The sequence below is a fragment of the Winogradskyella sp. HaHa_3_26 genome, assembly GCF_019278425.1.
In the GTDB taxonomy this organism is placed as follows: Bacteria; Bacteroidota; Bacteroidia; order Flavobacteriales; family Flavobacteriaceae; genus Winogradskyella; species Winogradskyella undariae.
Genome location: NZ_CP058981.1, coordinates 1,248,617 through 1,273,301, shown reverse-complemented (window position 1 = coordinate 1,273,301; position 24,685 = coordinate 1,248,617). Strand labels below are relative to the sequence as shown.

Genomic DNA, 24,685 nt, shown 5'->3' with positions numbered 1-24,685 from the left:
CTTCATAATAAGATATTCTAAGTTAAATTTAGAATGCTTTTTTCATAATTAATTTAGATAAACTTTTTCCTGTTTTCGCAAAACCTTCACCTATACGATCTTCGTTACTGAATGTCCCTCCAAATCTATTTCCAGGTGCGTTCTCACTAGTGATTTTTAATAATACATTGTCTCTGTTTGCTGTTTCAACAAATTTTATTACTGTGGTTAATTTAGCAGGTTGTCTCATTACTGCTGCGTTCCATCCTGGATATATCCATACAACCTCTAAAATTAAAGTGTATTTTGCTTCTGTAAGATCTTCTTCAAAAGAGATCCCTTCATCTTCGTATAAATCTCTATTCATAAGCTCTAAAAATTTAGGAGCATAAATAAGTTCTTTACTAGCTTCCCAACTTTTTTTCCAGGCTTTTCCTTTACCTTTTCCTTTTTTTTCTAAATCTTCAGAATGTGCTTTTACGTATTCATCGTTAGTTAGTTCATCTTTTAGTATTGTTAAGTTACTGTAGTCAAACTCAACATTAATTTCAGATTGTCCTTTGAAAAAATCAAAATTGCCTTCTGCAACTTTCATTTTTTGAGCGTAAATTGTTGTTGAAAGCAATAAAATAATTACTAGAGATAATTTGTTTTTCATAATATATTTGTGATTGGTTATGAGTCAAATGTATATAAAATTTTTAATCAAGATTGCTTTTTTTTAATGTAATGCAATGTGTGTGGTTTATTGGTTCTAGGATAAATAGCATACTTTTATGGGCTCAAGCTTTATTTTAAGTATTTATTGAATAATCATAAATTCGCTACTTTAGCAATAATATTACTACAATAACAATTTTATGTGCAATTTTCAGAAACTTATAATCAATCTTTGTTTTTTATTTGTGATGCTATTTTTTAGTGTAAAATGTTATGCACAAGAAATTCCACCAATTCAAATATTTACACCTCAAGATTATGATGCGGAAGATCAAAATTGGGCTATAACACAGTCTAATGATGATTTTATTTATGTTGCTAATAACAAAGGCTTGTTAGAATATAAAGGCGCTTCCTGGAGACTTTACAATTCTCCTAATGATGGTATATTGAGGTCGGTAAAATTTGTAGGTGATAAGATTTATTCTGGTGGCTTTATGGATTTTGGCTATTGGACTAGGGATAAGTTGGGGGTGATGTTGTACACTTCTTTAGTGGATGATCGAAATTTTTCAATAAAAGAAGATGAGGAGTTTTGGGGGATTATTGATGTTGAAGGTTATATTTTATTTCAATCTTTAGAGCGGATTTATATCTACAATATTCTAGAGGATAGTTTTGATATTGTTGATTCTGAATTTAGAATTAATAAAATATTTAAAGTTGATGGAAGTATTTATTTTCAAGAAACCGAATTAGGTATTTTTAAGATAGAAAACGGAAAGAAGGTTTTAATAATTCCAGAGGTGTTATTAAATGGTAATATATTAGTTAATATCTTCAACTCAGACGCAAACTTACTTTTGCAAACCAAAGAAAATGGGTTTTATAAATTTCAAAATGGTAAAGTCAGTAAATGGGTCATAGAATCTAATAATTTATTATCTCAATTAAGTATCTATAACAGTATCCGGTTAAAAGATGGAAGTTTTTTGTTAGGAACTATAGCTAATGGAATTATTCAATTAGATAAAGATGGAAAAAAAATATTAAAAATAGATAAGTCTAATGGTTTAAGTAATAATACGATACTTTCTGTTTATGAAGATAACTTTGGAAGTGTTTGGCTCGGTTTAGATAATGGAATTAATATTGTTAATTTAAATTCAGCTTTTAAAGTTTATATAGATAATTTAGGTGTTCTGGGTACAATTTATACAGCTGCTAAAACAGATGATTTTCTGTATTTAGGAACAAATCAAGGACTTTTTTATCAGCCTAATGATTCTGATGTAAAATTTAAACAGATAGAGGGAACAAAAGGACAGGTATGGAATTTGTCGGTTATAAATGGAACCTTATTTTGTGGTCATGATAAAGGTACTTTTTTAATAAATAATACTAGGGCAGAAAAAATATCTAGCGAGTTAGGTAGTTGGTGTATAAAAGAAATTGAAGGGCATCCTAATCTTTTGATTCAAGGTAATTATAAAGGATTGACGATTTTAGAAAAGTATAATAATACTTGGCGTTTTAGAAATAAAATAAATGGCTTTAATATCTCTTCTAGATATTTTGAATTTGTTGACTCAAATCAATTGTTAGTAAGCCATGAACATAAGGGTATTTATAAAATTACACTTGACAATACTTTTAGTAAGGTTATTGATTATAAAAAACTACCAATTAAAAAAGGTGTTAAGTCTGGAATTGTAAAATATCAAAATGAAGTTTTATATAGTAATAAATCAGGGGTATTTAATTACGATAACAATGCAGAGTCTTTTTTAAAAGATTCCATATTGAGTAGTTTATTTAGTGATGAAAAATATGTTTCAGGTAAACTATTTAATGACAGGAAAGGAAAAAAACTTTGGGGTTTTTCTGAAAGTGAAATGATTTTTGTGGAGCCTGGTAAATTATCAACAGAGCCAAAAATTAATGTTGTAACACTTTCAAATGATGTTCGTAAAACTAAATCTGGTTACGAAAATATCTTGTATTTAAGTGATAACGATTATTTAATAGGAACTACTGAAGGGTTTTTAAATGTTGATTTAAATAAGTTAGTTGAGAAATCGCTAAAGGTCCATATGAATAGTGTTAGATATGGAGCTTTACCCGATGAGCTTACTGAGTTAGATCTAGTTAATCCCGATCCGCTAAAAAATAAGTTTAATAATATTCGCTTTAATTATAGTGTTACCAATTATAATAAACTTTCGACTTCAAAATATCAATCTAGATTAATTGGTTTTTATGATCACTGGAGTGATTGGGGAACTTCTCCAGAAACATTTTATAAAAATTTGCCTCATGGAGAATACACATTTGAAGCAAGAGCGATTACAGATGGAATACTGTCTAATAATATAATGTCTTACAGTTTTACGATTAATAGGCCTTGGTATTTCAGTTTGATAGCTATAATATTATATATTATTTTATTGTTTCTGTTTTTGTATATTTTATATTTCTATAACAAAAAACATTACGAAAGAAAACAAATTAAAGTAATTGAAAAAAAGGAAAGAGAGCTAGAGTTAGAACAATTAGGAAATCAAAGACAGCTTATTCAATTTAAAAATAAAAATCTACAATTAGATATTGAAAATAAAAATAGGGAGCTTGGTATGGCAACTATGAACTTAGTAAAACGAAATGAGTTGTTAAGTAATATTAAGGATGAGTTAAGTGAAACTAAATCGCTTGCCGATGTTAGCAAGGTTGTTAAGCGTATTAATAAAAGTATAAATAATACAGGTGATTGGAAATTGTTTGAAGAAGCTTTTAATAATGTTGATAAAGACTTCATGAAAAAAATAAAGACTCTTCATCCTTCTATTACGGCAAGTGATTTAAGACTCTGTGCTTATCTGCGTTTAAACCTTTCTTCAAAAGAAATTGCACCACTTCTTAATATCTCTCATAAAAGTGTTGAGGTCAAACGCTATCGTTTGCGTAAAAAACTAGAGTTAAGCCATGATGATAGTTTATCTAGCTATATTATTGAGTTATAACACCTATACAATATTTTTTTTAACCTATACAATGCCTATACATTTCTTGTTTATTAGTTATTTCGAGGAATGATTGCGAATCGTATTTTTAATGAAACAGAATAGAGATACCTTAAAATAAGAGCGTATTTAATATGATATCTGTATTTTTATCTGCTTTTTTTTAGTTTGTATGTTTTTTGTAGTGTTTAGTTTTAAGATAACGTTAAGAAAATGTTATAATTTGCATGATATAAACTAAGAACTATGAAAATAAAACTTTTCGCGCTCTTTGCTTTCATTTTAACAATGGCAGTAAATGGGCAAAATGTAGATGTAACGGGAACGGTTACTGAAGGTGCTTCAGGGCAACCACTTCCGGGGGTAAACATTATCCTTAAGAATACATCAAAAGGAACAACAACAGATTTCGATGGTAATTTTGTGTTAACAGATTTATCGTTGAATTCTATAATAGTAATTTCTTATATAGGTTTTGTACCTCAAGAAATAACTATTATTAATGACAAACCATTAACTATATCTCTAGTAGAAGACACGGAGTCTCTTAGTGAGGTTGTTGTTATAGGTTATGGTACACAGAAGGTCACTAACGTTTCTGGTGCTATTTCAACTGTTAAGTCAGAATCTATTGAAAAACTTAACCCAACAAGGGTAGAGGAAGCACTTCAAGGTAATGCTTCAGGGGTTTCGGTTGTACAAAGTGGTTCACCAGGAAGTAAGCCAACAGTTTTGGTGCGTGGTATCCCTTCATTCTCTGGTACAGACCCTGTCGTTATTATTGATGGTATACCTCAAAGTTTGGATGATTTAAACTCTATTAATTCAGCAGACATTGAATCATTAAATATTTTAAAAGATGCTGCTTCAACTGCTATTTATGGTGTTAAAGGTGGTAACGGTGTAATTGTCGTGACAACTAAGTCTGGTAGAAAGAATGAGAAAGTATCTTTTTCATTCAATACTTATACTGGTATTCAATCTGTGGATAGGAAAATCGGATTATTAAATGCTTCAGAATATGCTGCTTTAATTAATGAAGGTAGTACTGTTGCTGGTGGTGATATAATTTTTCAAGATATTTCTTCATTAGGTGTTGGTACAGATTGGCAAGATGAGATTTTTGAAGATGCAAGTATTACATCTTATGCTTTATCTGCTAGAGGTGGTTCAGAAAAATTAAGCTACTTTTTATCTACAGGTTATTTAAGTCAAGGGGGTATTGTTGGAGGTGATGATAAATCTAATTTTAATAGATTAAACTTTACAGCTAATATAGATTTTCAATTAACTTCTAAATTAAAGTTTATTTTAAATACAAGTTATGCTAACATAAAAAGTAAATCAATATTAGAAAATTCATTTAACTCAATTCTGGGTAATGCAGTAAACTTCGATCCTACGGTTTCAGTATATAATACAGATCCAAATGATTTTGCGACTTATGGATACAGTAACTTGTTATTATCAGAAATATTTAATCCCGTTCAGAGATTACAAGATACTCATAATGAAAGTAACGGAAATAAATTATATGGTAAGTTTGAACTACAATATGATGTGCTTGAAAACCTTAAAGTAACTTCTCGTTTTGGTTATACAAAATGGGATCAGGTAGGGAAAAGCTTTACACCTTTAGCATATTATGGTCCAAATAACGTTTCAAGTGATTACAATTCTGATGGAACAGTAAAGACACAAGAAGTGGAAAATGGAGATGGTACTGTAAGTACAATTCCTTCATTTCATAATAGTGTAACAGAGAGTACCGTATCTAGTTTTAATTATACCTTTGAAAACTTTGCTAGTTATAGTTTTAGTTTAAATGACATGCATAATTTCGATGTAGTTTTAGGTATATCTACTAGTAAATCTACAGGATATGGTTTTGGTACAACAAGACAAGATGTTAGAGATAATTCTTGGGAATGGGCAGATATAAGTGCTGCTACGGGTATTAATACTTCTTTAAACACAGATGCTTACACAGGTTATAGTTATCAAGATTTAGAACGTAGAAACATGTCTTATTTCAGTAGGGTAAATTATGATTACAATGGTACGTATTTAGCGTCATTCTCTGCAAGACGTGATGGTTCTATAGCTTTCGGTGATGATAATAAATTTGCTAACTTTTATGCAGGTTCTTTAGGTTGGGTTGTTACTAATGAAGATTTCTTCAATTTCGATCCTATTAATTTCTTAAAAATAAGAGGTAGTTACGGTACTGTTGGTAATGAAAACGTAGATCCACAATATGTAGGTATTACTATTGGAGGACCAAGTTATAATTCTACAGCAAACAGTAATGGATATACATTTGGAGATGAATTTGTTTCAGGAGCTACTGTAAACTCATTTAGTAATCCAACATTAAGTTGGGAAGAGCAAACACAATATAATATTGGTTTTGATGCTACTTTTCTTAATAATCAATTTACGCTTACTTTAGATTATTTTAATAAATCTGTTGATGGATTATTATTTACAGATGCACCACCACTTTATGCTGGGACCTCAGAGCCTGTAACATCAAACATAGGTAGTACAGAGAGTAAAGGGATTGATTTAACTTTAGGTTATAATAATTTTGGGTCAGAAGATTTTAAAATTAATACATCTGTGACTTTTACTACTTCTAAAAATGAAGTTACAGAAACTAATAGTGATGGTACAGCATTTGTTTCTGGTGGATCTTATTTTAATGGTCAGCCACACGATGTTACACGTTTCCAAAAAGGTTATACTCCAGGTTATTTTTACGGTTATCAAACAGACGGATTATTTCAAAATCAAGCCGAAATTAATGCACACGCAACACAATCTGGCGCATTACCAGGTGATATTCGTTTTGTAGATACAAATAATGATGGTGTTATTGATGATGATGATAAAACGGATATAGGAGATCCATTCCCGACATTTACTTTAGGATGGAACTTAGGTTTTGAATATAAAAATTTCGATTTAAGTATGTTTACTTATGCTTCTGTTGGTAATGATATCTTTAGAGCTTACGAGCGTAATGCACAATTTACTAACAAAGATAGAAGTATTTTAAATCGATGGACAGGAGAAGGATCTACTAATGATGCTAGCAATCCACGTTACACTTTTGAAGATACTAATAGTAATATTAGACCATCTGATAGATATGTAGAAGACGGAAGCTTTATAAAAATTAAAAGTTTAATCTTAGGTTATACATTACCAGAAAAAGTAAGTAAGTTTTTCGGTAAAATAAGAGTATATGCTCAGGCTAAAAACTTATTGACACTTACGGAATATACAGGTTATGATCCAGAGATATCAGGAGGTATTTTAGATACAGGTATTGATAGAGGTGCTTATCCGCAAGCAAGAACTTTTTTAATGGGCTTAGACCTTAAATTTTAATATCCAAAATATATTAGTATGAAAAATATAAAAAATAATATTGGATTAGTCATCATACTTTCACTCTTTATGGGGTGTTCAGACGTGGTTGATTTTGATCCGCACGACGAGTATCAAGTGACTGAAGTAGATTATTTGCAAACAGAAAGTGATTACCAAGCAATGGCTGTGAGTTGTTATACTCCAACACAGTGGTTAAATCAAGTTATTGTTCTTGGAGATATGGCTTCTGATAATTCTGTATCAGGTGGTGAAAATGCTTCTGATGCAATATCGTTACAACAAGTAGACGACTATCAAATTTTAGCAAATAATACTACAATAGAAGATTTATGGACATCTGCTTATGAGGGTGTTAATAGAACAAACTATCTAATAGACTACAAAGACGTTAACCTTTTAGGTAATGTTGTAGATTTTGATGGTAAAGAAGCTTTATATGGAGAGGTTCACTTTCTAAGAGCTTTCTATTATTTCAATTTGGTTAAAATGTTTGGTGATGTTGTTTTATTCACGGATCATAAATTAGGCCTTACAGATTTTGGGACTTTACAAAGGTCTCCTAAGGCTGATGTATATGCACAGATCGAAGTAGATTTATTACTTGCCATTGATGCATTACCAACAGCACAATCTCAACAAGGGAGAATTACTAAATATGCTGCTCAAGCATTGTTAGGAAAAGTGTACTTATATCAAGAAAAATTTGATGAAGCAATTCCTGTACTTCAAAGTGTTGTAGATGGTCCTTTTAGTTTAGTACCAAATATGGATGATATCTTTTTGCCAGAAGGTGAAAATGGAACTGAGTCTGTTTACGAAGTACAATATTCTAATGGTCAGCCTTACTATAATTGGGGTGGACAAACTAGAGGTCAAGGAAACTATGCTGTTCAGCAATGTGGAGTTAGAGGGTTTAATGGTGCAGCTGCGATGCCTTATAATTCAGGTTGGAGTACTAATTTACCAACTCAAGATTTAGCTGCTGCTTATGAAGATGGAGATCAAAGAAAAGAGGCTACAACTTTTGATGTTGAAGCTTATGCTAATGATAATCCAAGTTTAAATGTAACTTACCAAGTAGCTCCTTACAAAAATACAGGTTTATATAATAAAAAATATTTACCAAGAAAAGGACAAACAAGTGGACAGGTTGAATTAAATTACGACAACAATCAACGTACTATTCGTTATTCTGAAGTCTTATTAATGGCTGCAGAAGCAAATTTAAGAGGAACATCTGGTAGTGAAGGATTAGCACAAACTTACTTAGATATGGTACGTGCAAGAGCTTTTGGAGATCAAGATCATAGTGTTGTTGCAACAGTTCAGTCTGTTTGGGACGAAAGACGTTTAGAATTAGGAATGGAAGGTGATCGTTTTTTCGATTTAGTTAGAACAGGGCAAGCAAATAGTGTATTAAGTAGCTTAGGTTATAATTCTGCTACAAATGGACTTTTTCCAATTCCTCAGAGAGAAATTGATATTTCTCGTTTATCTCAAAACGACGGATACTAAAAAAATAAAACTTATGAAAATATTAAAACACACATTAAGATTATGTCTTTTAGTAATGGTTTTTTACGGCTGTACTGAAGATAATGTAGATACATCATTTACAGATGGGCTAGAAGCACCAACAGATATTTCAGCTTTAGTAATGGTAACACAAGACAATACAGGTTTAGTAACTATTACACCTTCGGGGAACGGAGTTACAGGCTATGTTTTTGATTTTGGAGATGGATCAGAGCTTTCTAATTCTATTCAACCTGGCAGTAGTATTGAGCATACTTATGCAGAAGGAAATTATGAGTTTACTATTATAGCTTCTAATTTAAATGGATTAAGTACTGTATTCACAGAAGCTGTGATTGTATCTTTTATAGCACCAGAAAATTTAATTGTAACTATAACTAATGATCCTGCAATTTCTAAAGCCGTAAATATTGTAGCTGAAGCAGATTTTGCAACCTATTACGCAGTGTCATTTGGTGAAGATGAAACAGCAGAGCCAACAATATTTAATAGTGGTGATGTTATTTCGTATACGTATCAACAAGCTGGTATTTATACCATAAATGTTGAAGCTTTTAGTGGTGCAATTGCAACTTTAAGTTATACTGAAGATTTCGAAGCTGTAGAAATTGTTCAACCATTAAGTTCTGCACCAGATCAACCATCTCGATTAGAAGAAGATGTAATTTCGGTTTTTAGCGGTTTTTACACTGATATTGAAGGTGTAGATTTTAATCCAAATTGGGGTCAGTCAACAATCTATAATTTATTTGATTTAGCAGGAGATGATATGCTTCTATATTCAGATTTAAATTATCAAGGAATTGATTTAGCAGGAGCAATTGATGCATCTCAAATGGAATATTTACATATTGATGTTTGGACAGCAGATGAAAATAATGCAAGTATATCACCAATCACAGCTGGTCCTAATGATACATCAAATGAAACGGCTTACGAATTAGAACTTACAGCTCAACAATGGACGTCTTTCGATATTCCTTTGTCGGCTTTTACAGATCAAAATTCATTATTAGATTTTAGTGCTCTTATTCAGTTTAAATTAGAAGGTGTACCAAATGGAGGAGCAATTTTTGTAGATAATTTATATCTATACAAAGAAAGTGATGAGACTGTACCGGCAGTTTCACCAATTAATTTTGAAGAAGAATCAGGACTAAATTTTACTTTAAGTAGTTTTGATGGTGGTTCTATATCTGTTGCAGGTAATCCAGATTTAAATGGTAACTCATCTGCTATGGTAGCAGAAGTAATAAAAGGAGCAGGTCAAACTTGGGCAGGTTCTAAAATAACAGTTCCAACACCTTTTCAAGTTATTGGTACTTCTGTAATTACAGTTAAAGTATGGTCTCCTCGAGTAGGCTTAAATTTATTATTAAAAATGGAAGACAATACAGCATGGCCAAACACGATTGAGACATCAGAGATTACTGCAACAACTACTATTGCTAACCAATGGGAAACTTTAACGTTTGATTTTGCAGGAATTGATACTTCAGTAGATTGGTATAATCTTGTATTAATTATGGATAACGGAACAGCAGGTGATGGGTCATCAGACTACACAATCTACGTTGATGATATTACAATAAACTAAAATTTAAAGAAACATGAAAAATATAAAATATACTTTATTAAGTTGTCTTAGTTTTTTGTTTGTACTTGTGGCTTGCCAAGAGGATGATGCAGAATTCGGAGAGATTATAACGCCAAGTAATTTGGTGGTGTCTGCAGAGATTTTTGGGCAAGATGCTGCAAATCCTTACGGAGATGGATCTGGTATTGTTAATTTAACTGCAATTGCAGATAACGCACTAAGTTATAAATATATTATTAGTGGTGTAGAGTCTAATTCACCTACCGGTTTATTAGAAACATCATTTAGTGATTTAGGAATAAATACTTATACCGTAAATGTTATTGCTTATGGTACAGGTGGAGTGTCAATTACAACATCTATTACAGTAGAAGTTTTTGCAAACTATTCACCACCACAAGAATTAATTGATAAATTAGTTGGTGATGGAACTAATGTTTGGAGAATGAAATCAGAATCTGCAGGTCACTTTGGTTTAGGACCAGTTGGTGGAACCGTAGTCTCTGAATGGTATTCAGCTGTAGCTGATGAAAAAGCAGGTGTTGGTATGTACGATGATCGTTTTATCTTTAATGAAGATGGAACATTCACGCATATTACAGATAACACAAATGACGATCCTACAACAGATACATCCGGAACTATTTTTGGTCGTGATGGATTAGTTAATGAAGTAGCTACAGGAGGAATTGTTAACGGAGCAGATGTAGAAAATGTGCCATACAGTGATTACACAGCAGAATGGGCTTTAATTGCACCAGGTGGTGTAGAAACAATCAGTTTAAGTGACACAGCTTTTATCTCATATTATATAGGTGGTAATCATAGATATCAAATATTTGATAGATCTACGCCTAATGAAATTACCTTAAAGGCAACAGATGGAAATGGAGATTTTGACTGGTGGTTTGTCTTAACGACAGACGGTGAAGATGTAGATGATTCGTTTACTAGTATTTACGATAGTTTAATTTGGTCTGACGAATTTGATGTAGATGGAGCACCAGATGTAACAAACTGGACTTACGATTTAGGTACAGGAGATAATGGTTGGGGAAATCAAGAACTACAATCTTATACAGATGATGCAGACAATGTTATTGTAGAAGATGGTTTCTTAAAAATCACAGCTAAAGTAGATGGGGCAGGTTATACTTCTGCAAGATTAAAATCTGAAGGTTTATATGATTTTACCTATGGTAGAGTAGAAGTGAGAGCTAAATTACCAGCTTCTCTTGGTACATGGCCAGCAATTTGGATGCTTGGTGCAGATTACCAAACTAACACATGGCCTGCTTCAGGAGAAATAGACATTATGGAGCAAAAAGGACAAGATAAAAATACTGTTTTGTCTACTGTGCATCATCCAGCTGTGTCTCCAGGTGCTGGAGATTCGGGCAGTACACAATTGTCAACTTCTACTTCAGAATTTCATAATTATACTGTTGAGTGGACACCTGAAGAACTTATATTTTTAGTAGATGATACTGTATTTCATACAGTAGTAAATTCTGCAGACCTACCATTTAACAATGACTTTTTCTTAATCTTAAATGTTGCTATGGGTGGAACATTAGGAGGAACTGTAGCTTCTGATTTTACAGAAGATAGTATGGAAATTGATTATGTAAGAGTATACCAATAATACAAAGTTTTTATTAGAAGTATAATCCAAATTGTAATTCTTTAGAAAAGGCTGAACAGATAAGTTTAGCCTTTTTTTGTTGTGATTTTTTAAATACATTAGTTTAAAAAACATACACTGCATAATAATTAAATCTTCTTTAGTTATGTGATTTAATACAACAACATTGTTTTTTATAGATGTTAAATTGTAGTGTTTTTTTTCAACGTTTTAAATAGAATTTGACTATGGGGAAGATATAGCTAGTATATGCTAACCTTATAGCTTTAGTAGTCAATTTATTTAATTATTCAAGAACATACAATATCGTTTTCGTTTAAAAGCGTATGTAATCTATAAGTATTGTGGATAAGGTTATTTAATCTTTATTTAATAAACCATACGATACCTATACATTACCTATACAAAACACAAGAATAGATGTTTTGTAGTGATATTGGTATTTCTTGTTTCTCTAATCGATTAATGAAGATATATCGATTAATTAAACATAGGAACGGTGATATTGGCTTTATTTATGTCTTTTTTTTGTGATGTATGTTTTTTGTATGGTTATAATTTCATAATTTGATAATTATAAGTTTTAAATTTATAAAAATGATAATCTTTATATAATACTATTATGAGAATTATGGAAAAAAGCTTTCTAAAGTTAATATTCTTAATCATTCTATGTCCAATATATGGCCAAGCAGATAAGGTTGAGGTTGTGAATAGTGATGACGGCATGCGATTAGTTGTAAATGGAGAAGATTTTATGATTAATGGTATGAATTGGGATTATATTCCAATTGGTAATAATTATAACTATAGTTTATGGAAACAATCTGACGATGTTATAAAGGCAGCATTAGATGCCGAAATGGGACTTCTAAAAAATATGGGAGTCAATGTTATTAGACAATATACTGGGGTACAACCAAAATGGATTCAATATATCTACGAAAAATATGGTATTTATACCATGTTAAATCATTCCTTCGGTCGTTATGGATTAACTATTAATGGTGCTTGGGTTGTAAATACAGAATATTCTGATCCGGCAACTAGAGAAATGCTTCTAAAAGAAGTAACAGAAATGACACAAGAGTATAAAGATACTCCTGGTTTATTATTGTTTTTATTAGGCAACGAAAATAATTATGGCCTGTTTTGGGGAGGTGCAGAAACAGAAGATATACCGATTGAAGACCGTGAATCTACAAAACGTGCTAGAAGCATGTATAATGTTTTTAATGAAGCGGTTGTAAAAATGAAAAGTATTGATAAAAATCACCCAATGGCCATATGTAATGGGGATCTTCTTTTTTTAGATATTATAGCAGAAGAGTGTCAAGATATTGACATTTTAGGTACTAATATGTATCGTGGAGTAACTTTTACAGATGCTTTTACTGCGGTAAAAGAAAAATTAAACAAACCTCTTTTATTTACAGAATTTGGAGCAGATGCTTTTAATGCTATTGAAAACCAGGAAGACCAAAAAACGCAAGCCTATTATTTGGTAAATAACTGGAAAGATATTTATGAAAATGCAGCAGGTTTAGGTAAGGCTGAAAATTCTATTGGAGGTTTTACGTTTCAATTTAGTGATGGTTGGTGGAAATATGGACAAACTAAAAACCTAGAAGTGCATGATAATAATGCATCTTGGTCTAACGGTGGTTACGATATAGATTTACAGGCGGGTGAAAATAATATGAATGAAGAATGGTTTGGGATTTGTGCAAAAGGACCAACCAATTCTAGAGGCCTTTACGAATTATACCCAAGAGCTGCTTATTATGCATTAAAAGAAGTTCATCAAATAAACCCTTATGAAGAAGGAGTTTCTTTAGATTTTGTAGATAATTATTTTAATAATATTCAGCTTATGGATGCCGTTTTAAGAGCTCGTGGTGATAAAGCCGCTCTAAATGGAGGTGGAAGCGAAAGTAAAATTAGAATTAGTAATTTAAGAGCAGAGTTTACTACCTATAATACTGGAGGAAGCTTAATTACAACACCAGATGATGAAGATCCGGATGCAAGTGCGTATCCTAATCAATTAGGTTTTGATCATATGGAATCTTATTATGTTGGTGTGCAAGGAAATCCTTCCGCTAATATGAGAGCTGAAGTTAATTTTAACATTCTAGGAAATGTTGCTCAAAATCCAATTGATGAAATATTTTATGAAAATAGAGGCTATCCAATTACTGTTAGTACAGACGAAGGGGATGTAGAAATTACAGATAACAATAGAGTACAGGTCTATAATGCTTCCTATGAGTGGAATGCTAAAGATTTTGATTTAAGAGGGTTTTACAGAAAAGGGCATTACCATTGGGGTTACGAAGGTGATTTCTTTGGCTTATATCCAGAATCTAATTACGGACCTAATTTCGATATTTATAATGGAGAAACTTCAGGTTTTGAATTAGATGGTAAAAAAGGACTAAGTGGTTTAAAAGCTGCATTTGGTCCGCAATTATGGTGGGGCGCAAATCCTGCAGTATTGTTAAAATATAGTAGAACTTTAGGTAAATACGATGTTACTGCTATTTATCATGAAGATATAGCAGATGCCTCTAAAGCAGCAACTTCTATTGCTATTCCTTTGCCAAAAACACGTCGTGTTACATTTCATGCTAAAAGACAAGTAGGTGATGTTGGTATTGAATTAGGTGGTATTTGGGCTGGTGAACCTTTAAATGGAAGAGAATTCAATGTGATTTCAAATGATATAGCTGTAGTTGATGAAATTAGTTCTAAAGATAATTGGGGTGGTAAAGTAAAATTAACCTATTCTAAAGGAGTTTTTAATGTCTATGCTCAAGCCGCAGCTATGGGGTTAGTTGCAAATGGTGGGGCCGATCAAACGCAGACCTTCACGGGATGGAAACTAAAAGATTCTGGAAGTGGAAATCAAACTAATGTTTTAGCTGGTTTTACTTATTCTTTAGGTAATCTTCAAATAGCACCTAATTTTTTATGGCAAAAACCAATTGTTGGTGCTATCCCTAATGATTATAGTTTTACTAATAGCTTTGGTCAAACGGTTGGTGTGCCATTAAGAAATATAGAAGATGATCCTTTTGCTGTTAGAAGTAATAGAAAAACTACTGCAGGAGAGCTTCTTTTAACATGGGATCCAACACCAGGAACTTGGATGTACGATTGGGATAGTGATATGACGGAAGATGCTAAACTAGCGGTTAGTGCTGGTTTTGTATATCGTCACCTTCCAACGACTCAAGATGCTGCTATTGTTTTTGATGATAATAGAAATTCTTTTGCCTTAGCTAATGCAGCACCTGCTGAAGATTTATGGGAAGCTAGTGCAAGAGTAGTTTCTAAGTTAAATCCAGATTTAGGATTTATAGGTAATTTCTACTATGGTAATGGCCAAGCAAATGGTAGTGGTGGTGCTGATGATACCAATGGGAATCGTTTAATAAAACGTTTTGGTGGAGATGTTAGAGCTATCTATAAAAAAATTAAAGCTACTGCTCAAGTTAAAATTAACGATTGGGGGCCTTTTGATTACCATCGTGATTATAACCTTACCTATCCATTACAGTTAATGTTAGATCTATCAACTTCAGTAGGAAAACCAGATTGGTTTATTTTACCAGATACCCGAATTGGTATTCGTGGTACTTGGAGATCTTTAGATGAGTACTCTCCTCGATACTTACCAAATCAGGCTGCTGGAGAATATTTAGATCCAACCATTAGTAATATAGGTTTTGATAACGGTAATGAATGGGAAATTAGAACCTACATACATATTAATATTGGAAAATAATTAACACAAAATATTATGAAAATGAAAACATATATTAATTCAAAAATCACAATGCTTTTTGTGTTGGTTTTAGCCACTGTAGTAAGTTGTGAAAGAGATATTTCAGAAGAGGCTTCTGAAGTTGGTTTTACTAATGATCCAGAAATTTTTATTGACGGATTTAGTAGTGGGCTGGAGTACTATCCTTTTGGTGGTTCGGATAACGATGCCTTTACGGTAGATACTGAGGATACTTATAGTGGTTCTGCTTCCATGCGTTTTGATGTCCCTAATTATGGAGACTCGGATGGTTCGTATGCAGGTGCTATTTTTAGAGACGATAATGGAGGAAGAGATTTATCTGGTTATGATGCTTTAACCTTTTGGGCTAAATCTAGTCAAGCAGGTACCATTAACGAAATTGGTTTTGGTCAAGATTTTGACGAAAATAAATTTTTAGTAACCTTATCTGGTCTTAATTTAGCTACCAATTGGAAAAAGTATATTATTGCTATTCCTGATGCTTCCAAATTAACACAAGAAAGTGGTTTGTTTTGGTATGCTGAAGGTCCTGAAAATAATAATGGTTATACCTTTTGGATAGATGAATTACAGTTTGAGAAATTAGGTACTATAGCACAATATAGACCTTCTATTTTTGGAGGAGAGGATATTGTAGTGAATACATTTTCGGGTGTTGATCTACCAATAACTTCAATGCAAAATACTGTAAACTTAAGTACAGGTGCAGATCAAACGGTTACAATTGCTCCAAGTTATTTTAATTTCACTTCGTCAGATACAAGTGTCGCTACAGTTAGTGAGTTGGGAGTTGTTTCTGTAATTGGAGCAGGTACAGCTGTAGTTTCTGCAACTTCAAATGATGTAGATGCTTTAGGTTCATTAACTATTACTTCTGAAGGTCAATTTACAGCAGCCCCAATACCTACACAAAATCCAGAAAATGTTATTTCTATTTTTAGTGATACATATACTAGTGAGCCTGTAGATTATTACAATGGTTATTGGGCACCTTATCAAACTACTTTAGGTCAAAATGATATCAATGTTAATGGAGATGAAATTATAAAATATTCGGAGTTAAATTTCGTAGGTATTCAGTTTTCTGAAGATGTACCAACAATAGATGTTTCTCAGATGACGCACTTTCATGTAGATATTCAAGTGCAAGGAGCGGTAGAGGCAGGAGATTTTTTAACTGTAAAATTACAAGATATTGGAGTAGATGATGATTTTGGAGGAGAGAATGATACTGCTGGTGAAATCACTTTAACTAATACAACATTGTCAGATGGCAATTGGGTGAGTATTGATGTTCCTATTTCAGAATTTACAGGATTGACTAGTAGAGCTAATTTAGCGCAGGTTGTCTTTGTTTCAGATGCTACAATAACAGATATTTATGTGGATAATATTTATTTTTATGAAATTTCTTCGGAGCCTACCACTGCTGCTCCAACACCTACAATAGATGAGGCTAATGTTATCTCTGTATTTAGTGATGCATATACTAACGTTGCAGGTTCAGAGTTAAATCCTAATTGGGGCCAAAATACGGTAGTAACAGAAGAAAGTATTGCAGGTAATAATACATTGAAATATACAGATTTAAACTACCAAGGTCTTCAATTAGGTAGTACGCAAGATGTTTCAGGAATGACATATCTACATCTAGATTATTATACCGTTAATTCATCTGCATTAAATGCATATTTAATTAGTGATGGTCCCGTGGAAGCTGCTAAAGCATTAGCAGTACCAACAAGCGGTTGGGTAACTTTAGATATTCCTTTAGCAGATTTTTCACCAGTAGATTTAGCAAATATTATACAGCTTAAATTTGATGGAAATGGAGATGTCTATTTAGATAATATCTATTTCTATAACTAAATACTATTCTTTAATTTTTAAACAAAACTCATGAAAAAACTAAAATATATAAGCTCTTTTTTAGCATTAGCAATGGTGTTACTGATAGCTTGCGATACTGATGAAACGCAAACCGTAACCAATTTCGATAATTTGGTTATGGAAGATAATTTTGATATTAATGGTGCTCCAGATTCTAATATATGGGATTACAATATAGGAACAGGTTCTAATGGATGGGGAAATAACGAATTGCAATATTATACAGATCGTTCTGAAAATGTTATTGTAGAAGATGGTGTATTAAAAATTATTGCAAGACAAGAATCTTATATGGGTTCTGGATATACTTCAGCAAGATTACTAACTAGTGGCAAATTTGAACAAACTTATGGACGCTTTGAAGCACGTATCCAATTGCCTTGGGGACAAGGTATTTGGCCAGCATTTTGGCTTTTAGGAGAAGATGCTGGTGGTACACAATCTTGGCCTCAAATAGGAGAAATAGATATTATGGAAAATAGAGGTCAGGAACCTACTTTAATAAATGGAACGGTTCATGGTCCGGAATATTCAGGAGGAGAATCTATAACCAAATCTTATGAACTAGAAAATGACAGATTTGATACTGGCTTTCACATTTTTGGTGTTGAGTGGGGAGAAAATTATATTAATTTTTATGTAGATGATGTGTTATACAATCAAATTAAACCTACAGATGTTACTGGCGATTGGGTTTTTAATCATCCGTTTTATATCATTATAAATGTTGCTGTAGGTGGAGGTTATGTTGGTTCACCAAATGATGCAACCGTTTTTCCTCAAGAAATGCTTGTAGATTACGTTAGAGTGTATTCTGCAGATTAATTCAATTTCGCTTTTAAATTATAATACAATTACAAATTTTATTACCAATGACCAATAATACTACCACATTTACTAATAAATCAAAAAAAAATAAAGAAGTCAATTTAGAACCTGTTATTATAGATAACGAGAGCTATTTCAAAATTTCTAATAATGATGAAATGCGTCCGTTTTTTATGAGTATGGTAAGTGATTCTAACCATTGGATGTTTATTTCTAGCAATGGAGGATTAACAGCAGGAAGAAAAAATTCTGAGTTTGCTTTATTTCCTTATTATTCAGACGATAAAATAACAGAGTCTTCAGAAATTACTGGTCCTAAATCTATTTTTCAGGTCACTAAAAATGGAGAAACCTATATTTGGGAACCATTTTCAATTCGTTTTGAAGATAATTATGTTGTAAAACGTAACCTATACAAAAGTGTTTACGGTAACGCAATAATTTTTGAAGAAGAGAATTTAGATTTAGAAATAACCTATAGATACCAATGGGCTTCAAGTGATAAATATGGTTTTGTAAAAACGTCTAAACTAATTAATAATGCAGAAACAGAAGTTAGTGTTTCGGTTTTAGATGGGATTCAAAATATTTTACCATATGGTGTTGGTAGCGACTTACAAAATGGAAGTAGTAATTTGGTAGATGCTTATAAAAGAAGTGAGTTACTAACGGAAACAGGTTTAGGTATTTTTGCTTTAAGTGCAATTATTGTAGATAAAGCAGAACCAAGTGAAGCGTTAAAAGCAAATATTGTTTGGTCTACAGGTTTTGATAATCCAAAATATTTACTGTCTTCTTTGCAACTTAATAATTTTAGGAAATTTCAACCAATACATCAAGAAGAAGATGTAAAAGCAGAAAAAGGTGCTTATTTTATTAATGCAGAAGTTAGTTTGGTTTCAAAAGAAGCTAAACAATGGGCAATGGTAGCTAATGTTAATAAAAATCAATCGGCGGTAGTTGAATTATCCAATAGCATTAAGTCTAATAAGGATATCTTAAAAACCGTTAAAAAAGATATCGCTTTAGGAACCGAAAAATTAATTGCGCTAAACGCAGCCACGGATGGTTTACAATTAACTTCTGATAATTATAGAGATACTAGACATTTTGCTAACACGCTTTTTAATATAATGCGTGGCGGTATTTTTGATGATAGCTATAAGATTGAAAAATGGGATTTTAAAAATTACTTAGCTAAAGCAAATAGAAAAGTTTCTAGAATAGCTGAAGATATAGTAGAAGCATTGCCAAATACATTTTCGCTGTCTTTACTTCAAGATATTGGTTATAAATCCGAAAACAAAAACTTTAGACGTTTGTGTTTAGAGTATTTACCATTAAAATTTAGCCGTCGTCATGGAGATCCTAGTCGACCATGGAATAAGTTTTCTATAAATACACAAAGTGAGGTAGACGGTTCTAAAATATTAGATTATGAAGGGAATTGGAGAGATATCTTTCAAAACTGGGAAGCTTTAGCACATTCCTATCCTGAATTTATGGAGAGTATGATTCATAAATTCTTAAATGCTACTACTTTTGATGGGTATAATCCTTATAGAGTAACAAAAGAGGGCTTTGATTGGGAAACTATTGAGCCTGATGATCCTTGGTCTTACATCGGGTATTGGGGAGATCATCAAATTATTTATTTACTTAAATTTTTGGAGTTTATTGAAAACTATAAACCAGGAAAATTAGAAAGCTTTTTTAATAAAGACTTATTTGTATATGCTAATGTACCTTATAAAATAAAAGCATATGAGGATATACTTAAAAATCCAAAAGACACTATTGAGTTTGATGTAAAATTGGATGCAAGTATTAGAGAAGAAAGAGCACAAATAGGTGCAGATGGTGCACTTTTAAGAGATGAAAATAGATTTATTGTAAAAGCAAATTTTATTGAAAAAATATTAGCAACAGCCTTAGCAAAGCTATCTAATTTTATTCCAGAAGGAGGTATTTGGATGAATACACAACGTCCAGAGTGGAATGATGCTAATAATGCTTTAGTTGGTAATGGTGTTTCCATGGTAACCCTGTATTATTTAAGACGTTTTTTAAAGTTTTTTGACTCTGTATTTTCTAAAGTAGAAACAGAATCAGTAGAAGTTTCTAATGAGTTACTCGTGTTTTTTAATGCGGTTACAGATACATTTAAAACCAATCAAAATGTACTTTCAGGTACTATTTCAGATTCGGTTCGTAAACAAATTATGGACCAACTAGGGCAAGCTGCTAGTAACTATAGAAGTGAAATATATAATCAAGCTTTTTCTGGTAGAAAAACAGAGTTAGCAATCCAAGATATAAAAGAATTTGTTCAAGTAAGTTTAGAGTTTCTAGAACACTCTATTAAAGCAAATAAAAGAGCAGATAATCTATATCATGCTTATAATTTAATGACGCTTAATGCAGATAATAGTGTGTCTATAGCTTATTTAGATGAAATGTTAGAAGGACAAGTAGCTGTTTTAAGTTCTGGGTATTTGTCTTCAAAAGAGAGTTTAGAAGTATTAGATAGTCTTAAAAATAGTAAACTTTTTAGAGAAGATCAATACAGCTATATTTTATATCCAAATAAAAAACTTAAAGGTTTTATGGAACGAAATATAGTACCATCTTCTAGTGTCCGAAATTCAAAACTGTTACAGCAATTAGTAGAGGTTGGTAATACCCAAATTATTGAACAAGATGAAAATGGAAATTATCATTTTAATGGCAATTTTAAAAATGCTAAAGACCTTAAACTTGGACTTCAAAAATTAGAGCATACACAATATGCGGATTTAGCGAATAAAGAAGAAAAAAGCATACTACAAATCTTTGAAGGTGTTTTTAATCATAAAGCTTTTACAGGCCGATCAGGTACTTTTTATGGCTATGAAGGTTTAGGTTCTATATATTGGCATATGGTTTCTAAGTTACAATTAGCAACTCTTGAATGTTGTTTAATAGCTATTGACAATAAAGAAAATAAAGATATAATAGGAAGATTATTAGAGCATTATTACGAAATTAATGAAGGTATAGGAGTGCATAAATCTCCACAGTTATATGGAGCTTTTCCAACAGATCCTTATTCGCATACTCCTGCAGGAAAAGGAGCACAACAACCAGGTATGACAGGTCAAGTAAAAGAAGATGTACTTAGTCGTTTTGCGGAATTAGGCGCTTTTGTTGAAGAAGGAAAACTTTATTTTAACCCATGTTTATTGCGTAAAAATGAGTTTTTAGAGGAAGATAAAACTTTTCATTATATCAATCTAGAGCACCAAAAAAAGAGTATCTCATTACAAGAAAACGAGTTGGCATATACCTATTGTCAAGTTCCAATTATCTATAAAATAGCAGATCAAAATTGCGTTGAAGTTACTTTTAAAGATGAAACGGTTAAAGTGTTTCATAACTTAAGTCTTGATGTAGTTACTAGTACCTCTGTATTTAATCGTGTAGGTGAGGTCATTCAAATTAACGTAAGTATTAATTCGGATTGTTTAAAATAGTATAAGTATTATCAATGAAAAAAAATATAATCATATTGCTTTCCATTGTTGTTTTGTTTACTATGTCTTGCAATGAAAATAAAAAAAATACAGAAGCTATAATTCAAATAAAAAAAGAAATGACAGCTAAAGATATATTAGGCAATTCCAATTACTTGGCAATTTCATATGGAGGGTATAGAGCGCAATCAAGAACGGTACAACCATCTATAGAGGAATTAAAAGAGGATATGAAAATATTGGCTGCTATGGGAATTAAAATTATTAGAACCTATAATGTACAAGAGTCATTTCCGCATGCTTCTAATGTTTTAAAGGCCATTTCAGAACTTAAAGTAGAGGATCCAAATTTTGAAATGTATGTAATGCTAGGTGCTTGGATTGATTGCGTAAATGCATGGACCGATCAGCCAGTAGATCATAATATAGAAAGTCCTAATAACAAGTCTGAAATAGCACGTGCTGTAGCATTGGCCAATCAATATCCAGATATTGTTAAAGTAATAGCAGTTGGTAATGAAGCCATGATAAAATGGGCAACAAGTTATTATGTAGAGCCTCATATTATTTTAAAATGGGTAAATCATTTACAAGAATTAAAGGCAACAGGGAAGCTTTCAAAAGATATATGGATTACAAGTTCAGACGATTTTACCTCTTGGGGAGGTGGTGACGTTAGCTATCATACTGAAGATTTAGCAAAACTTGCTAAAGCGGTAGATTATATTTCTATGCATACTTATCCTTATCATAATACACACTATAATCCTGCATTTTGGAGAGTTCCAATGGAGGAAGAGCAGCTTTCAAAAGAAGAAAAAGTTGATGCAGCTATGGAGCGTGCCATTACGTTTGCAAAGCAACAATATGACAGTGTTGCTAATTACATGAGAAGTTTAGGAGTAAATAAACCAATACATATAGGAGAAACAGGTTGGGCAACCACTTCTAAAGGGTTTTATGGGGCTAATGGCTCTAAAGCAACAGATGAATACAAGCAAAGTTTATATTATAATCAGATGAGAGATTGGACGAATAAAGCAGGTATATCTTGTTTTTATTTTGAAGCTTTTAATGAGCAATGGAAAGATGCAACACATCCAAATGGCTCTGAAAACCATTTTGGACTTTTTACTATTTCAGGCAAAGCAAAATACACAATTTGGGATTTGGTAGATCAAGGAGTATTTAATGGTTTAACCAGAAATGGTAATCCTATAACAAAAACATATGAAGGTAATAAAGACAGTTTAATGAAAACTGTTTTAGTACCACCTTCCAAGAACGAATAATAAATTTAAAGTAATAATACTATGAAAACATTAAAATATGGTATTTATGGTTTGATACTAATTACGATGAGTTGTAGTCAAACGGTAAAAGAATTAGAGGTGGAAGTTTACGAAACATCAGCTAGTGGTAATAAATTAACTAAAGTTGAGAATTTCATAAAAGCAGATACATCTACGATAGTTAAAATTCTACCAGAACAAACCTTTCAAACTATTACTGGTTTTGGAGGTTCGTTTACAGAGTCCTCTGCTTACCTATTAAATAAGTTGAGCAAAAAAAATAGAGATACTATTTTACAAGCTTACTTTGCGGAAGATGGTGCACGTTATTCATTAACAAGAACACATATAGCATCTTGTGATTTTTCGTTAAGCAATTACACATACGCTCCAGAGCCGGAAGATTTAGAAATGAAGAGTTTCAGTATTGAAGAAGATCGTGAGGATTTAATTCCAATGATAAAAGAAGCGCAAGCAATTTCAAAAGATGGTTTTAATATAATTGCATCTCCTTGGACATCACCACCATGGATGAAAGATAATAAAGCATTTGTTGGTGGAAAATTACTGCCAGAATACTACGATACATTTGCGTTATATTTTTCAAAATATCTTGAAGCATATAAAGCAGAAGGTATTAATATTTGGGGTTTAACTCCTGTTAATGAACCACATGGAAATGGAAATAACTGGGAAAGTATGCATTTTACTCCAGCTGAAGAAACGGATTTTGTAGCGAATCATTTAGGGCCAAAATTAGAGGCCGATGGTTTTGGAGATGTAAACATTTTAGGGTACGATCAAAATAGAGGAGGTTTAAATGAATGGGTAGACGAAATGTTTAAAGATGAAGCTTCCTCAAAATATTTTGCAGGAACGGCAATACATTGGTATGAGAGTACTAATGAAGTTCTACCAGAAACGTTACAGTATGCGCATAAAAAAGCACCAAATAAGTATCTAATAGAAACGGAAGGTTGTGTAGATTCTGAAATTCCTAAATGGCAAGATGATGCATGGTACTGGAAAAAAGAAGCCACAGATTGGGGTTGGGATTGGGCATCAGCAGAAGATAAACATTTACACCCTAAATACGCACCTGTTAATAGATATGCAAGAGATATTATTGGTTGTCTAAACAATTGGGTTGACGGTTGGGTAGATTGGAATATGGTTTTAGATACCAAAGGTGGGCCAAACTGGTTTGAAAATTGGTGTGTAGCACCAGTTATTGTAGACCCTGAAAAAGATGAGGTTTACTTTACACCTCTATATTATACTATGGCTCATTTTAGTAAATATATCCGACCAGGATCTGTAATACTTGGAGTAGAAAATAGGGATAAAGCTTTAAAGGTAACTGCAGCTAAAAATCCGGATGGCTCTATAGCAGTGGTGCTTTTTAATGAAGGTTTTACAGCTAAAAGTTTCGATTTAACTCTTGGTGATGAAACTGTAGCAATTTCTATTAGTAAACAAGCTATTCAAACTATTATTATACCAAATAAAAATTAGA

Annotated in this window: 12 protein-coding genes; 11 read left to right on the top strand and 1 reads right to left on the bottom strand. The window is 32.1% G+C overall.

The window, feature by feature from the left end; genetic code table 11:
• Positions 1 to 28: 28 nt before the first annotated feature.
• Entirely contained in the window at positions 29 to 637 is a 609-nt protein-coding gene (locus tag H0I32_RS05500; protein WP_173587153.1) for a hypothetical protein, read from the bottom strand.
• A 250-nt stretch (positions 638 to 887) separates the two neighbouring features.
• Here H0I32_RS05500 and H0I32_RS05495 point away from each other — a divergent pair, with 250 nt between their 5' ends.
• The 11 genes from H0I32_RS05495 (at position 888) to H0I32_RS05445 (ending at position 24,684) form a co-directional block, all read left to right on the top strand.
• The gene (locus tag H0I32_RS05495; protein WP_246293573.1) at positions 888 to 3,659 is read left to right on the top strand and encodes a triple tyrosine motif-containing protein; all 2,772 of its coding nucleotides are present in this window, start codon (positions 888 to 890) and stop codon (positions 3,657 to 3,659) included.
• 246 nt (positions 3,660 to 3,905) lie between these two features.
• Complete coding sequence (locus H0I32_RS05490) at positions 3,906 to 7,055, top strand: SusC/RagA family TonB-linked outer membrane protein (protein ID WP_173587155.1); 3,150 nt, start codon at positions 3,906 to 3,908, stop codon at positions 7,053 to 7,055.
• Positions 7,056 to 7,073: 18 nt separating this feature from the next.
• A complete protein-coding gene (locus H0I32_RS05485) occupies positions 7,074 to 8,573 on the top strand; it encodes a RagB/SusD family nutrient uptake outer membrane protein (RefSeq protein ID WP_179312750.1) in 1,500 nt (499 codons plus the stop codon).
• Positions 8,574 to 8,586: 13 nt separating this feature from the next.
• Positions 8,587 to 10,191 carry a hypothetical protein gene (locus H0I32_RS05480; protein ID WP_179312751.1) on the top strand — a complete coding sequence of 535 codons (1,605 nt, stop codon included), beginning with the start codon at positions 8,587 to 8,589 and terminating at the stop codon, positions 10,189 to 10,191.
• A gap of 13 nt (positions 10,192 to 10,204) precedes the next feature.
• Positions 10,205 to 11,836: a family 16 glycosylhydrolase gene (locus H0I32_RS05475; protein ID WP_179312752.1), complete on the top strand. Its 1,632-nt coding sequence runs from the start codon at positions 10,205 to 10,207 to the stop codon at positions 11,834 to 11,836.
• Between the two features lie 631 nt (positions 11,837 to 12,467).
• Positions 12,468 to 15,626, top strand: coding sequence for a glycoside hydrolase family 2 TIM barrel-domain containing protein (locus H0I32_RS05470; RefSeq protein WP_179312753.1), 3,159 nt, complete (start codon positions 12,468 to 12,470; stop codon positions 15,624 to 15,626).
• Positions 15,627 to 15,647: 21 nt separating this feature from the next.
• The gene (locus tag H0I32_RS05465; protein ID WP_179312754.1) at positions 15,648 to 17,516 is read left to right on the top strand and encodes an Ig-like domain-containing protein; all 1,869 of its coding nucleotides are present in this window, start codon (positions 15,648 to 15,650) and stop codon (positions 17,514 to 17,516) included.
• A gap of 30 nt (positions 17,517 to 17,546) precedes the next feature.
• On the top strand, positions 17,547 to 18,362 hold the full coding sequence (locus tag H0I32_RS05460; protein ID WP_173587161.1) for a family 16 glycosylhydrolase: 816 nt from the start codon (positions 17,547 to 17,549) through the stop codon (positions 18,360 to 18,362).
• Between the two features lie 47 nt (positions 18,363 to 18,409).
• Entirely contained in the window at positions 18,410 to 21,877 is a 3,468-nt protein-coding gene (locus H0I32_RS05455) for a hypothetical protein (RefSeq protein WP_179312755.1), read from the top strand.
• Between the two features lie 14 nt (positions 21,878 to 21,891).
• Positions 21,892 to 23,169: a glycosyl hydrolase family 17 protein gene (locus tag H0I32_RS05450; RefSeq protein ID WP_179312756.1), complete on the top strand. Its 1,278-nt coding sequence runs from the start codon at positions 21,892 to 21,894 to the stop codon at positions 23,167 to 23,169.
• 21 nt (positions 23,170 to 23,190) lie between these two features.
• Positions 23,191 to 24,684: a glycoside hydrolase family 30 protein gene (locus H0I32_RS05445; protein ID WP_179312757.1), complete on the top strand. Its 1,494-nt coding sequence runs from the start codon at positions 23,191 to 23,193 to the stop codon at positions 24,682 to 24,684.
• Position 24,685 lies beyond the last annotated feature (1 nt).

Excerpts from the sequence above, each read along its gene's own strand:
- H0I32_RS05500 (WP_173587153.1), bottom strand. The coding sequence starts at position 637 with ATGAAAAACAAATTATCTCTAGTAATTATTTTATTGCTTTCAACAACA.
- H0I32_RS05495 (WP_246293573.1), top strand. The coding sequence starts at position 888 with ATGCTATTTTTTAGTGTAAAATGTTATGCACAAGAAATTCCACCAATT.
- H0I32_RS05490 (WP_173587155.1), top strand. The coding sequence starts at position 3,906 with ATGAAAATAAAACTTTTCGCGCTCTTTGCTTTCATTTTAACAATGGCA.
- H0I32_RS05485 (WP_179312750.1), top strand. The coding sequence starts at position 7,074 with ATGAAAAATATAAAAAATAATATTGGATTAGTCATCATACTTTCACTC.
- H0I32_RS05480 (WP_179312751.1), top strand. The coding sequence starts at position 8,587 with ATGAAAATATTAAAACACACATTAAGATTATGTCTTTTAGTAATGGTT.
- H0I32_RS05475 (WP_179312752.1), top strand. The coding sequence starts at position 10,205 with ATGAAAAATATAAAATATACTTTATTAAGTTGTCTTAGTTTTTTGTTT.
- H0I32_RS05470 (WP_179312753.1), top strand. The coding sequence starts at position 12,468 with ATGGAAAAAAGCTTTCTAAAGTTAATATTCTTAATCATTCTATGTCCA.
- H0I32_RS05465 (WP_179312754.1), top strand. The coding sequence starts at position 15,648 with ATGAAAACATATATTAATTCAAAAATCACAATGCTTTTTGTGTTGGTT.
- H0I32_RS05460 (WP_173587161.1), top strand. The coding sequence starts at position 17,547 with ATGAAAAAACTAAAATATATAAGCTCTTTTTTAGCATTAGCAATGGTG.
- H0I32_RS05455 (WP_179312755.1), top strand. The coding sequence starts at position 18,410 with ATGACCAATAATACTACCACATTTACTAATAAATCAAAAAAAAATAAA.
- H0I32_RS05450 (WP_179312756.1), top strand. The coding sequence starts at position 21,892 with ATGAAAAAAAATATAATCATATTGCTTTCCATTGTTGTTTTGTTTACT.
- H0I32_RS05445 (WP_179312757.1), top strand. The coding sequence starts at position 23,191 with ATGAAAACATTAAAATATGGTATTTATGGTTTGATACTAATTACGATG.